Annotated in this window: 12 protein-coding genes and 1 pseudogene; 8 read left to right on the forward strand and 5 right to left on the reverse strand. The window is 44.5% G+C overall.

The genetic code is table 11. From position 1 onward, the window contains the following. Window positions 1-55 precede the first annotated feature (55 nt). Entirely contained in the window at window positions 56-1,318 is a 1,263-nt protein-coding gene (gene waaA / locus J7445_RS00185) for a lipid IV(A) 3-deoxy-D-manno-octulosonic acid transferase (RefSeq protein WP_070654840.1), read from the reverse strand. A gap of 824 nt (window positions 1,319-2,142) precedes the next feature. On the opposite strand from waaA, the gene J7445_RS00190 reads away from it, so the two are divergent. From J7445_RS00190 to yacG, 8 genes and pseudogenes are all read left to right on the forward strand, one after another. After that, window positions 2,143-3,240 carry a YadA family autotransporter adhesin gene (locus J7445_RS00190; protein ID WP_070654842.1) on the forward strand — a complete coding sequence of 366 codons (1,098 nt, stop codon included), beginning with the start codon at window positions 2,143-2,145 and terminating at the stop codon, window positions 3,238-3,240. Between the two features lie 67 nt (window positions 3,241-3,307). After that, window positions 3,308-3,775: an outer membrane protein assembly factor BamE gene (locus J7445_RS00195; RefSeq protein WP_049228456.1), complete on the forward strand. Its 468-nt coding sequence runs from the start codon at window positions 3,308-3,310 to the stop codon at window positions 3,773-3,775. A gap of 287 nt (window positions 3,776-4,062) precedes the next feature. Next, on the forward strand, window positions 4,063-5,742 hold the full coding sequence (pilB, locus tag J7445_RS00200; RefSeq protein WP_049228453.1) for a type IV-A pilus assembly ATPase PilB: 1,680 nt from the start codon (window positions 4,063-4,065) through the stop codon (window positions 5,740-5,742). Window positions 5,743-5,813: 71 nt separating this feature from the next. Continuing rightward, window positions 5,814-7,055: a type II secretion system F family protein gene (locus J7445_RS00205; protein ID WP_060974403.1), complete on the forward strand. Its 1,242-nt coding sequence runs from the start codon at window positions 5,814-5,816 to the stop codon at window positions 7,053-7,055. 1 nt (window position 7,056) lies between these two features. Then, on the forward strand, window positions 7,057-7,920 hold the full coding sequence (locus J7445_RS00210) for a prepilin peptidase (RefSeq protein WP_070654844.1): 864 nt from the start codon (window positions 7,057-7,059) through the stop codon (window positions 7,918-7,920). A gap of 1 nt (window position 7,921) precedes the next feature. Further along, window positions 7,922-8,551, forward strand: a complete 630-nt coding sequence (coaE, locus tag J7445_RS00215; RefSeq protein WP_019270097.1) for a dephospho-CoA kinase — start codon at window positions 7,922-7,924, stop codon at window positions 8,549-8,551. Window positions 8,552-8,707: 156 nt separating this feature from the next. After that, window positions 8,708-8,989 (forward strand): annotated as a pseudogene (locus J7445_RS00220) (hypothetical protein). Window positions 8,990-9,027: 38 nt separating this feature from the next. Next, the gene (gene yacG, locus J7445_RS00225; RefSeq protein WP_049228449.1) at window positions 9,028-9,222 is read left to right on the forward strand and encodes a DNA gyrase inhibitor YacG; all 195 of its coding nucleotides are present in this window, start codon (window positions 9,028-9,030) and stop codon (window positions 9,220-9,222) included. A gap of 102 nt (window positions 9,223-9,324) precedes the next feature. Here the strand turns inward: yacG and ribF are convergent, their stop codons facing one another. From ribF to lspA, 4 genes are all read right to left on the reverse strand, one after another. Continuing rightward, a complete protein-coding gene (ribF, locus tag J7445_RS00230) occupies window positions 9,325-10,254 on the reverse strand; it encodes a bifunctional riboflavin kinase/FAD synthetase (protein WP_070654846.1) in 930 nt (309 codons plus the stop codon). A 104-nt stretch (window positions 10,255-10,358) separates the two neighbouring features. Next, window positions 10,359-10,751 carry a hypothetical protein gene (locus J7445_RS00235; RefSeq protein WP_070654848.1) on the reverse strand — a complete coding sequence of 131 codons (393 nt, stop codon included), beginning with the start codon at window positions 10,749-10,751 and terminating at the stop codon, window positions 10,359-10,361. Window positions 10,752-10,906: 155 nt separating this feature from the next. After that, window positions 10,907-11,875 carry a 4-hydroxy-3-methylbut-2-enyl diphosphate reductase gene (ispH, locus tag J7445_RS00240; RefSeq protein ID WP_003756592.1) on the reverse strand — a complete coding sequence of 323 codons (969 nt, stop codon included), beginning with the start codon at window positions 11,873-11,875 and terminating at the stop codon, window positions 10,907-10,909. A gap of 26 nt (window positions 11,876-11,901) precedes the next feature. Then, window positions 11,902-12,420, reverse strand: coding sequence for a signal peptidase II (lspA, locus tag J7445_RS00245; protein ID WP_070654850.1), 519 nt, complete (start codon window positions 12,418-12,420; stop codon window positions 11,902-11,904). Window positions 12,421-12,521: the final 101 nt, after the last annotated feature.

A 12,521-nucleotide genomic window follows, 5' to 3' on the forward strand; every position in this document is an offset into this window, starting at 1 on the left:
AAACGAGGGTTATCGTGTTTCAGACGACCTTTTAGCAATAAGAAGGATGGATAACTTATTGGCGGATGACTGCTTTGGCGATTTGATCCGCCATGCGTTTGCTTGCTCCTTGGTGCTTGCCGATAAACTCAAGGGCTTTTTGGGAGAAACGTTCTTTTTCCGATGGATTGGTAAGCCATGATGTGGTTTTTTCGTACCATCTTTCAGTAGTACCAACCTGTTCTGCCGCCCCTGCCCGGATCGCATCTTGGCATACGGCGGCGAAATTGTAGGTTGAAAACCCGAATAAGGTCGGAATGCCGCAGGAAATCGGTTCGATAACATTCTGACAGCCTGCATCAACAAGGCTGCCGCCGACGAAGGCAATATCCGCAGCCAAATAATAGGCAAACAGTTCTCCCATGCTGTCTCCGACCCATATTTGCGTTTCTTTGTTGACAGGAAGGTTATCACTGCGATATTGCACACGGTAGCCCATATCTTCCGCAAGGGAAAAGGTCGTCTGAAAACGCTCGGGGTGTCGAGGGATAATCACCAGCAGTGCATCCCCTTTATAGCGTTTCCATGCTTCAAGCAACATTTCCGCTTCGTCCTGACCTTTATAGAAACGGGTGCTGGCACACACGACGACAGGGCGGTTGCCGATCCGTTCTTTAAATGCGGCTGCAAGTGCTTTCATCCCTTCGGGAAGCGATACATCATATTTGGTGTTGCCGCAAACGTGGACATTAGAAGCCCCAATCAAGTGCAACCGTTCTGCATCTTCGGCAGTTTGGGCAAAGCATCCGCTCAGGGTGCGCATAGCAGGCTCAACCAAGCCGCGTATTTTCAAATATCCCCGTTGCGATTTTTCAGACAGGCGGGCGTTAGCAAGAAAAAGCGGCACCTGTTTTTCAGCACACATATGCATCAGGTTCGGCCAAATTTCTGTTTCCATCAAAATACCGAAACGAGGGGCATGGTCGGTTAAAAATTGCCCAACCCATTCTGGTTTGTCGTAGGGAATATAGCGGCATTGCGCATTGGGATATAGGGTTTGCGCCGTATGCCTTCCGGTCGGTGTCATTTGAGTCAGTAATAAAGGGACATCTGGGAAATAGTTCTGTAATGCTTCAATGAGTGGCTGCGCAGCACGGGTTTCCCCGACAGAAACGGCGTGAATCCAAATCGGATGACGTACGGGCTTGCTCATTTTTTTGCCGAATCTTTCATCCCAGTGTTCCAAATAGGATGTTGATTTTTTAGCTCTCTTTTTTAGATAACGGCGGATAAACAAAGGAGCGATATGCCAAAGTTGATTGTATAACCAACGTATCATAATGATATTCCAAGATGTGATGGGCGTATAAAAAAGGTATCAGGAGGGGATTATAGACGATTCAATCTAAAACGGGACGAGATGAGCAGATCCAAAGCTAATGAGAATAGCTGAATAGGGAGGCCAGTGATTTTGAAATACTTAATTTTGGAGTGAGTGGGAAATAGGTGTTGTTAGATAAGATTGACGAAATTAGAAAGATCATCATCTATGAGGATAGATGATTTTTGTCTAAATACAACACTTTTTTAACATGTTTCAGTTGTAGAAAGATGCGTGAAAGTTGGGGTATAGAGGTAAGAGATGGGAATTTGTGGATATATGTATGGAAAACATTCTTGTAGATAAAAATAGCCTCTAAAAATTTTATTGGTAAATTTTTGTTTTATTTTAAATTTAAATTGCTTTTTATATGAAAATTAGACACAAAATTGCAGAATATCATATATTTCCCTACTAATTTCAATTGTTAATATGTGCTAGGTTATATATTCATGGCAAACAATACTGTTAATAATTAATAATATAGAGAACGTGTTAAGCCATGATAAAAAAAAATAATAAATGAGAAGACAGCTAGTCCAATATAATGCAATCATGTATAGATTAATTGGATTGTAAATCGATCCAGTATATTGATTGTACTGATTTATTTGTTTTAGATGGATTGAATCGGTTACATTTTTTTGTAAGTGTTAGATAAGTGGTATGTATATTAGATAAACGGTAAATATTTGTCAATCATAATATGCAAAAACATATATTATCTTTGGTTCGATCTTTTCGATAACTATCATTATGTGTTTTTATCAGGGAGATAAAATATGAAACACAAAGCACACATGAATCGTTTTACCGCGCTCAATACGGCAATGTCCGTATCGTTTGCCGCTTTCGGTTTGTTTGCAGCATCTGCTGCTTCAGCTGAAAATTACATTAGTATCAGTAGTGATGCTGGTGTTCAACGTCCTAACTACAACAACGATGGCGCTACTGATCGTTTTGGTATGGCTATCGGTGTAAATACAAAGGCAACAGGTCATAGCGGTATCGCTATCGGTACCAGCACCACTTCTGCGGGTGAGTCTGCTACCGCTGTTGGTACTCTATCTAATGCAGACGGTATTGCCGCTACGGCCTTTGGCCAAGGTGCGCAAGCAGTTGGTAATGTAACGACTGCCGCAGGTCAAAAAGCTCGTGCAACTGCCCAAGGCGCAACTGCTTTGGGTACTGGTTCTGTAGCTTCTGCAATGTATTCTACTGCTACAGGTGCAGCATCTTCTGCGTCAGGTCAGTCAAGTGTGGCTTATGGCTTGCAGTCTAAAGCTTCTGCTAATTCGGCAGTGGCTATTGGCTCCCGTGCGATAGCTTCTCATGCAGGTTCCGTTGCTTTGGGTGCAGGTTCTGAAACTGCTGAGGCAGTAGGCACTAACAGTGCAACTGTAAATGGTGTGTCTTATAGTGGCTTTGCAGGTACCAATCCTCGTTCTACCGTTAGTGTTGGCTATGCGGGTGGTGAGCGTACTATCACTAATGTTGCTGCTGGTCGTATTAGTACAACCAGTACTGATGCTATTAACGGTAGTCAATTGTATCAAGTTGCTGCACGTTCGCAAGGTAACTCTACTGCAATCACCAATTTACAAAATCAAGTTAATGGTATTGGTAACCGCTTGAATGATATGGATAAGGATTTGCGTGCAGGTATCGCCGGTGCGACTGCGATTGCCTTCTTGCAACGTCCGAATGAAGCAGGTAAGAGCATGGTTTCTGCTGCGGTAGGTGGCTATCGCAATGAACAGGCTATTGCAGTGGGTTATGCTCATAACTCAGATAACAACAAATGGTCTGTTAAAACCGGTGTCAGTGTTAATACACGCAAAGACGTAAACTGGGGTGGTAGCGTAGGCTATCAATGGTAAGGCCTGAAGGGGTTGGTCGGTTCAGACGACCCCAGTTGAAGAATGATATCGATATAAAGGAAAAAACATGAAATTATCAATCATTTTGCCAGTTATCGCGGCATTGACTTTGGCTGCTTGTGGTAATTTAAGCAAAGTCAGCAAAGAAGGTACTACTGATAACCCTGTATGGCCTGATGCTGCTAAAACTACCTTCCGTCATGATGGTACTCAGCATGGTACTTGGCCGAATTGGGATAACGTCCGTCAAATTGAAGCGGGTATGAATAAAGACCAAATTTACGAATTGATCGGTCGTCCTCATTTCCAAGAAGGCTTGTATGGTGTTCGTGAGTGGGATTATTTGTTCAATTACCGTGAAAACGGTGAGCATAAAACTTGTCAATACAAGATTTTGTTTGACAAAGACAAAAATGCCCAGTCATTCTTCTGGTTGCCAGAAGGTTGCGGTCCTAAAAAGTCTGCTCCTGAAGTAGTTCGTGAAGTGATTATTCGCGAGGTAGCTCCAGCTCCTGCTGCACGTATCCGCCAGTAACTAGTAATAGTTTGATTTTATAAATTAAAACCGAGTTTTGTGATTTTGCAAAACTCGGTTTTGTTATTTTGACTGTTTAAATAGTAGTGTAATGGGATTCTGCACGGACAGTGGTTGTTTTATAATAACCCCTTAGAATTTGGTAAGGGGCGTTTGTGTCATATTTTTCACAATGAAAAGCAAAGTTGAATGATATTAGAACGTCCTGATATGTTTTAGGCATAATGGATGATAAAATAAGCATACTCTTTGCAAAAAAAGAGAAAATAAGAAACGGATAGCAAACAATGAGTATCGGATTATTACGAGTTTTAGTTCAAAGTCAGACAATCAACAGTACCCAGGCAGAGCATTACAACAATATATTGAAAACGGGGCAGGAAATCTTGCCTATGCTTTTTGCGGATAAGATTATTAGCCCAAGGTCTTTGGGTGAGTTGGTTGCGCGAGTTTTTAGTTATCCACTCTTGGATTTACATTATTATCCACGTAACAATATTGTTATGGATGTTTTGACCGAAGAACAGATGGTTCAGAATCGCTGTGTTCCGATTTTTCGTCGCGGTCGAAAGGTATATTTAGCGGTTTCAGATCCTACTCAAATCCAAAGTTTTCAAAAAATAGCTTTTGCTTCAGGAGTGACAGTTGATTTGGTTGTCGTACCTGACGATCAATTAAGTTCCCTTCTAGAATGGTTAGGACAACGTTCTACTACCATCTTAAAAGAAATTAGTGAAGAACAAGAAGCTGCTCAACCCTCACAAGCTCTCTACATTGACAATGAAGAAGCTGAAGACGGTCCTATCCCTCGTTTTATTCACAAAACTTTATCGGATGCACTAAACGCAGGCGCATCTGATATACATTTTGAATTTTACGAACAAATGGCTCGTGTTCGTTTTCGCGTAGACGGTCAGCTAAGAGAAGTGGTTCAACCGCCTGTTGCAGTACGCGGACAGCTGGCTTCACGTATTAAAGTAATGGCGCGTTTGGATATTTCTGAAAAACGTGTGCCACAAGATGGTCGCATTCAGATTGCTTTCCATAAACATGGTCGCCCCATTGATTTCCGCGTGAGTACGCTACCTACCCTTTTTGGTGAAAAAGTGGTAATGCGTATTCTGAATTCTGATGCGGCAACTTTAAATATTGACCAGTTGGGATTCGAGCCTTTCCAAAAAGAAATGCTGCTTGAGGCCATTCATCGCCCTTATGGCATGGTATTGGTAACAGGTCCGACAGGTTCAGGTAAAACCGTATCGCTTTATACCTGTCTGAATATTTTAAATACAGAGGACGTCAATATTTCCACCGCAGAAGACCCTGCAGAGATTAATTTACCAGGCATCAACCAAGTCAACGTCAATGATAAACAAGGTTTGACTTTTGCTGCAGCATTAAAATCTTTCTTGCGTCAAGACCCTGACATCATCATGGTAGGTGAGATTCGTGATTTGGAAACTGCGGATATTGCCATCAAAGCGGCACAAACCGGACATATGGTGTTTTCAACGTTGCATACCAATAACGCGCCTGCGACCCTATCCCGTATGTTGAACATGGGGGTTGCTCCATTCAACATTGCCAGTTCTGTCAGCTTAATTATGGCACAACGACTATTGCGTCGTCTGTGTTCGAGCTGTAAGCGTGAAGTTGAGCGCCCCCCTGTTCCCGCATTGAAAAAAGCAGGATTTACAGATGAAGATTTAGCAAAGGATTGGAAACTCTACCGTCCTGTCGGCTGCGATAGTTGCCGTGGTAAAGGCTTCAAAGGCCGTGTCGGCGTCTACGAAGTGATGCCGATTACCGAGGAAATGCAACGTGTCATTATGAATAATGGTACGGAAGTTGATATTATGAACATGGCCTATAAAGAAGGCATGGTCGATTTACGCCGCGCAGGTTTGTTAAAAGCTATGCAAGGTTTGACTTCATTAGAAGAAGTTATTGCTCACACTAACGATTAAACCATTGAATCGAAGAAATACGGGGACTTTTGTTTTCTTCATTCTTAAACATTAAACCAAGGGGTAACAAAATGGCTCAAGCAGAGCAAAAAAGAGGCTTATTCGCTCAAAAAAATAAAGGCAAACGTTTTACGTTTGAAGGTAAAAATACCAATACGGATCAATTAGTCCGAGGCGAAGTAGTCGCCAAAGACGAAGAAGAAGCGCGTAAAAAGCTCCAACGCCGCGGGATACGCCCTTTACGTATCAGTAAAGTAAAGGCAACCAAAAAGCGTCGTATTACTCAGGAAGACATTACAGTTTTCACCCGTCAACTCGCCACCATGATGAAAGCAGGTCTGCCTTTAATGCAGGCTTTTGAAATTGTCGCACGCGGACACTCCAACCCATCCATGACTGAAATGTTGATGCAAGTCCGTGCAGATGTGGAACAAGGTAGTGCATTAGGTAAATCATTTGCCAAATACCCAAAATATTTCGACCGTTTTTATTGCAATCTGATTGCGGCTGGCGAGACCGGTGGTGTTTTAGAAAGCCTGTTGGATAAACTTGCTGTATATAAAGAGAAAACACAAGCCATTAAGAAAAAAGTAAAAACTGCATTGACGTACCCAATTTCTATTGTGGTTGTTGCGGTTGTACTGATTTTCGTAATGATGCGCTGGGTTTTGCCTGCATTTAAAGAGGTTTACTCCAATATGGGAGCAGAATTACCAGGTATGACACAAACAGTCATGAGTATTTCCGACTTTTTTGTGGAATATGGCTGGATCATGATTATTGCAGCAATTGGCATTGGATTTGGTGTATATAAATTGCATCAGAAATCTCCTGAATTTCAAAAACGTGTAGATGCCATGGTTTTACGTATGCCTATTTTTGGCTCTATCATTCGTAAAGCAACTATTGCACGTTGGGCTCGTACTACTTCTACCTTATTTGCTGCCGGTGTCCCTTTGGTTGAGGTTTTAGATTCTGTATCAGGTGCTGCCGGCAATATACTCTATGAAGAAGCAACGCAAGACATCCGTGCAAAAGTTACTCAAGGCCTCTCTTTGACTTCAAGTATGCAAAGTACGGATATGTTCCCGAATATGGTTATTCAAATGGCTGCTATTGGTGAAGAGTCAGGTTCGTTAGATGATATGTTAAATAAAGCTGCAGAGTTTTATGAGGAAGAAGTTGATAACTCTGTATCACAACTATCTTCTTTGATGGAGCCGATTATCATGGTGGTTTTGGGCTCCATTATCGGTACAATCCTCGTGGCGATGTATCTGCCGCTGTTTAACCTCGGTAACGTAGTAGGTTAATATGTTGGAATCTTTGGATACATTAGCGCCATTCGCTATTCCGCTATCTATTGTCGTTGGTTTGTTAATCGGAAGTTTTCTTAATGTTGTCATTTACCGCGTTCCTGTCATGATGGAACGCGGTTGGACTCAGTTTGCGAAAGAGCATTTGCAACTTGAATTAACGGAAGAAGAGCAGCAACCATTCAATTTGATGAAACCGGATTCACGCTGCCCCAAGTGTCATGCTCCGGTAAAGGCTTGGCAAAATATTCCGATTGTCAGTTATCTGATGCTTGGCGGTAAATGCGGTTCGTGTAAAACGCCCATCAGCATCCGTTATCCCTTAATCGAATTATTGACCGGTATATTGTTTGGCGTAGTGGCGTGGCAATATGGCTGGACGATGGTTACATTTGGTGGGTTAATATTGACTGCAATATTGATTGCATTGACCTTTATCGATGCGGATACTCAATATTTACCTGACAGCCTGACCCTGCCGTTGATATGGTTAGGCTTGCTGTTTAATTTGAACGGCACATTCGTACCATTGAAATCCGCCGTCTTAGGTGCAGTTTTCGGTTACATGAGCTTATGGTTGTTATGTTTCATCTATAAGCTTTTGACTGGAAAAATCGGTATGGGTAACGGCGATTTTAAATTGCTGGCTGCTCAAGGTGCATGGCTTGGGGTCGGCATTTTACCTGTATTGGTTTTTATGGCAGCATTAATCGGTCTGATTGGAGCGATTATCGGGCGGGTTGCCAAAGGACAATATTTTGCTTTCGGTCCGAGTTTGGCCATTGCTGGCTGGATTATTTTGGTAGCCAACGAGCCGGTACATCGTGCCGTCACTTGGTGGCTGACAAAATCAGGATTTTAATATGACTTTATGGATAGGTTTGACAGGCGGTATCGGCAGCGGGAAATCTCAAGCAGCAAAAATCTTTTCTGATTTGGGAGTTCCGCACATTGATGCCGATGCCCTGAGTCGAAACCTGACGGCGGATAACGGTATAGCATTACCGGCTATCCGCCGTCTTTTTGGCGACAAGGTTTTTCATACTCAAAACAGTCTGAACCGTGCTGCTTTGAGGGATATTGTTTTCAGACGACCTCAAGCCAAAAAAGAATTGGAAGAGGTATTACTGCCTTTGATTTTAAATGAAATCAAATCAGCAAAGACCTGTTATCCCGATGCGGCATACGGCATCATCGATGTCCCCTTGCTGGTTGAAAATCCGGAATTTTTGGCAGCTGTTGATAGAGTATTGGTGATTGATGTTTCTGAAGCAACACAAATTCTTCGCGTTCAGCAAAGAAGCGGTTTGAACACAGAAGAGATCAAGCGCATTATGAATACTCAGTCCAACCGCAAAACGCGGCTGCTCTATGCAGATGATGTTTTAGAAAATGAAGGAACTTTATCTGAATTGGCCAAGAAGATTCAGGAACTGAATAGGTTTTATCTGGGATATGCCGGCAACTCAAAATTTGGTACATCATTGCCCTAACGTGAAATATCCCTATCAACAGACAAAGCATATTGGAAATCCAACAATCAAAAGGTCGTCTGAAACTGTGTTTGGTTTTTCAGACGACCTACTTGACAGAAAACAGATAATTCAATTTTAAGAACTCGGAAGCCAATACGGCGAAAAGTTTAAACAATGGAAAATGGATACCCAAATAATCGACCTCCCTTAGAAAAAAGAATTTTTTATCTGGAGCATTCAGGGCAGTATCTGATGGTTTGCGCCCTATCAGATTACTCCCACAATAAACATACTGTCGTTATGGCAAATTTTCTCTGTCCAAATGAAACAATGGATTGAAGGAATTTAGATAATTTATTCAATGAGTTGGTTTTAGAGGAATTACAGTCTTCATTTATGGATTGGTATCCAACTATTGAAGAGGCAATTAGCCATCATTTAGAAGGCTTTTCGTAACAAGCATAAAATAAAGAATGATTTGGAAGGAATAAATAATGACTGAAGTAACGACTGTGAAATGTCCGACCTGTCAAAAGTCGGTGATATGGAATGAAGAGAGTAAATACCGACCTTTTTGCAGTCAACGTTGCCGATTGATTGACTTAGGCGAATGGGCGCAAGAGAAATATACGGTTGCAGCGGAAGAAGATGATACTTTATCCGATTCAATAGTCGGAGGCTTACAATAAACTGTATTTAAAACGTTTTTTTGAGGTTATGCAGCCCCCCCTTTTTTCTCCTTGGTAGGCATTTGTTTGGTAGGATGCCATTATGGTAATGGCTGTCCAAGCTTATGTTTCAGACCAATGTCGGGCATTTTTCATGTCTTGTTCGATTTGTACTTTTAATTCGGCGATACTGTCGAATTTTTTTTCGTCGCGTAATTTGTGCAGAAAACGGACGTTCAGGCGTTGGCCATAAATGTTTTCATTGAAATCAAATAGATGGACTTCAAGTTTTTGGGCGCGGTTGTTGCTGACAGTAGGGTTGAATCCGAAACTTGCCACGCCGCGTTTTGTGCCGAAAGTGCCATCTACTTCAACAACAAATACCCCGCTTAAGGCGTAATGGTGGGGAGGGAGTTGGATGTTGGCGGTGGGGGCGTTGATGGTGCGGCCGAGTTTTTTACCGTGTTTGACTTTGCCGCTTAAGGTGTAATCGTGTCCCAGCAGTTTTTTGGCATAGTCTAATCGTCCTTCAGAAAGCGCATTACGCACGGCGGTACTGCTGGTACGGATGTCTTCTACGATAACAGATGGGGTACGATCGGTTTGAATATCAGGTTGTGCTGCCAAAAGTTCGAAATCGCCACGGCGACCTGCACCGAAACGGAAGTCATCTCCAATCAGCAGATAACGCGTATTCAACGTCTTGCGTAAAAGCAGATTGATAAAGTCTTGGGCATCCATATCGGCAAATGTTTGGTTAAACCGCAGCACCCAAACTGCATCGACACAGCCGGTTTGTTCAAGCAAATTCAGTTTGGTGCGCAGAGGGCTGATACGGTAGGGCTGTTTTTTACCGGTTTGTCGGGCAAAAAATTCTTTGGGTTGTGGTTCGAAGATAACGACGACGACAGGAAGCCCCCGTGCATCGGCTTCTTGCTTGAGTTTTTGGAGAATGTGTTTGTGTCCGAGGTGTACGCCGTCAAAATTGCCGATGGTAACGGCACTTCCCTGAGGGAAGTCGGGCGTGCGATGCTGACCGAGCCAGATTTTCATGAGTTATTTATGCGGTTCGTAAACGGACGGGTATTGTAAACGTTCTTGGTGTTTATATAAACCACAGGTCGTCTGAATATGTTTTCAGACGACCTGTATCGTCGTTACCACCAAAACGGCGGACGGTAAAAAGGGTAACCCCAAGGGTCGTAATAGTTGTAATAATAGCGTGCTTCTTGGAGCTGCTGCTGGGAAATGTAGTTTTGCCATGCCATTTTGTAGCAGGCTTGGAACATGGGGTCGGAAACTTTATCTATATATTTCAGGCGGAAGGATTTTTGCTGTTCTACTGTTTGAACGGAGCGGTTATCCGCCAGCTCAAACTGTTTTTGTATCAATCGGGCGGTTTCGGGGTCGCACTGGGAGGCCAAGTGGATTTGCAGGTTTTGTTCTTCCTGTTTCCGAGCCTGTGCGCGTGCGGCGAGTTGCTCCGGCGTGGCGGCGCAGGCAGTCAGGAATGCAAGGGTGAAGAGCGATAAAAAGCGTAATGGGTTCATGATGTTGCCCCTTTAAGGTGATGATAACCAATGTACGCTGACGGCTGGTCGAGTGCAAGGGGTAAATAGGTAAAGGTCGTCTGAAAACCTTGAAACTCGGTTTTCAGACGACCTTTTTGTTTTACCGCTTGGATGAAAAGGCTGGACTAAGCAGTTTAACCTTTGTTGAGGATTTGTTTGTTTTCGCCTTCGCGCCGTAGTTCTTTAGGGAGGACGAAGACGATGCTTTCTTCTGCGCCTTCGCCTTCGCGTATGGTTTCGTGTCCCCATTGCTGTATGGTTTGCAGGACTTCTCTGACTAAAACTTCGGGGGCGGACGCGCCGGCGGTTACGCCGACTTTGTGTTTGCCTTCGAACCATTCGCGTTGCAGGTAGCCTGCGTTGTCGACCATATAGGCATCGACGCCGCGTTGGGCGGCGACTTCGCGCAGGCGGTTGCTGTTGGAAGAATTGGGCGAGCCGACGACGATGACGATGTCGCATTCTTCCGCTAATTCTTTGACGGCGGTTTGGCGGTTGGTCGTGGCGTAGCAGATGTCTTCTTTGTGCGGGTTGCGGATGTTGGGAAAACGGGCGTTCAGGGCGGCGATGATGTCTTTGGTTTCATCGACGGAGAGGGTGGTTTGGCTGACGTAGGCGAGTTTGTCGGGGTTTTTGACTTGCAGTCCGGCGACGTCTTCAACGGTCTCGACCAGCAGCATTCTGCCGGGCGGAAGCTGTCCCATGGTGCCTTCGACTTCGACGTGGCCTTTGTGTCCGATCATGATGATTTCGCAGTCTTGCGCGTCGAGGCGGGCGACTTCTTTGTGGACTTTGGTCACGAGCGGGCAGGTGGCATCGAATACGCGGAACCCGCGTTCGGCGGCTTCCTGTTGTACGGCTTTGGAGACGCCGTGTGCCGAGTAAATCAGGATGGCGCCTTTGGGTACGTCGGCGAGGTCTTCGATGAATACCGCGCCTTTTTCGCGCAGGTTGTCCACGACGAATTTGTTGTGGACGACTTCGTGGCGGACGTAAACCGGTGCGCCGAATTCTTCCAGCGCGCGCTCGACGATGCTGATGGCGCGGTCAACGCCAGCGCAGAAACCGCGCGGATTGGCAAGGATGATGGTTTTTTGGGTCATGTGTATGGTCCGGATTTCAGACGACCTTATGGGTTGTCGGTTGTTGGTGCGTCGGTCGGTTTGGGCTCTTTTTTGTGGAACAGTCCGTCCAAAACCAATAAAACGGCACCGACGCAGATAAAGCTGTCGGCAACATTAAACGCGGGATAATACCAATCCTTCCAGTAAAACAGTAAGAAATCAACCACATGACCGTGAATCAGTCGGTCGATGACGTTACCGAGCGCGCCGCCGATAATCATGGCTGCGCCGATTTTGCCCGAAAGGCGGAACTCGTCGCGCAGGATAGCGCGGGCGAGATACGCGCTGATGACGAGTGCCAGCCCTAAGAAAAAGAATTTCTGCCAGCCGTCTTGGTCGGCAAGAAAGCTGAACGCTGCGCCGGGGTTGTAGGCAAGTGTCAGGTCGAATAAAGAGGGGATGATATTGAGGCGCTCGCCTTCTTGGAAGTGGGCGAGGATTTCCCATTTGGTCAGTTGGTCGAGCGCGATGCCGACCAGCGCGATCAGCAGGTAGGCGGTTTTTTTGGAAAGGGAGGAAGACATTTGGTTGAAGCTGCCTGAATAAAAACAAAGCGACTATTTTACCTGAAAGCGCAAAAGCCGTGTTTCAAAAGGTCGTCTGAAAACCTTTTATTAAAGGGCAA

Origin of the sequence: Neisseria sicca (assembly GCF_017753665.1) — a bacterium.
In the GTDB taxonomy this organism is placed as follows: Bacteria; Pseudomonadota; Gammaproteobacteria; order Burkholderiales; family Neisseriaceae; genus Neisseria; species Neisseria flava.